General features: G+C 55.4%; 1 protein-coding gene. It reads left to right on the forward strand.

Features of this window, described 5'->3' with window-relative positions:
- The first annotated feature begins 153 nt into the window (after positions 1-153).
- Positions 154-765 (forward strand): dicarboxylate/amino acid:cation symporter, encoded by a 612-nt coding sequence (locus CKO42_RS26785; protein ID WP_200252827.1) that lies wholly within the window; start codon positions 154-156, stop codon positions 763-765.
- Positions 766-855 lie beyond the last annotated feature (90 nt).

The raw sequence follows: 855 nt of genomic DNA on the forward strand, positions 1-855 counted from the left end.
CTCGCGGGTCGCTGAGGGGAGCAAAGTGCTCGACAAGACTGGCAGACATGGGAAACTCCTAGGGTTCGTTTCCCGATAGACTGCCGCAACTGATTCTATTCGCAAAATTTTATACGCGCTCGCCCTGAATCCCAGGGGCTCCGGAGCACCACGATGGCTATGTTGAAACTCAAGCTGCACTGGCAGATCCTGATCGCCCTCGCCCTGGCCGTCATCGTTGGCTTGCTGGTGGGCGAGGACGGCAACCTGTTCGGCGTGACCTTCTTCGCGATCTTCGACTTCATCGGCCAGCTCTTCCTGAATGCCCTGAAGATGATCATCGTGCCGCTGATCGTCTCCTCGATCATCGTCGGCGTTGCCAGTATCGGCGATTCGGAGAACTTAGGGCGCCTCGGCGGTAAGACCATCGGCTACTACGCTCTGACCAGCTTCCTGGCCATCATCGTTGGACTCGCAGTGGTCAATCTGATCCAACCTGGTGTCGTCGACGGCAGCGCAGAGGAGGTCTTCGGCCTCAGCGCCAACGCCAGCGAGCTTGAGGCGCAGTTCGCCGACAAGGGCGCCGACGATATCGTCGCCATCTTCCTGCGCATGGTGCCGACCAATATCGTTGCTGCTGCCAGTAACGCGCAGATGCTCGGGCTGATCTTCTTCAGCATCCTCTACGGGTTCTTCATGACCCGAATCGCCAACCAGTACGCCGAGGCCCAGTACAACTTCTTCAACGGGGTAGTGTTCTTGATCTGTACCGGTGATATTTTTTGATCAAAGAAAATTATATACTATTCTACTGTTAACGGTAAACTTTCGGGATCTTTAGTTATGGTACTTGAACCTGTTTGCTGCCCCCATTGC

This window comes from Lamprobacter modestohalophilus (assembly GCF_016583905.1).
GTDB classification, from domain to species: Bacteria; Pseudomonadota; Gammaproteobacteria; order Chromatiales; family Chromatiaceae; genus Lamprobacter; species Lamprobacter modestohalophilus.

Bases quoted from the DNA above. Each gene is read 5' to 3' on its own strand.
- CKO42_RS26785 (WP_200252827.1), top strand. From the start codon at position 154: ATGGCTATGTTGAAACTCAAGCTGCACTGGCAGATCCTGATCGCCCTC.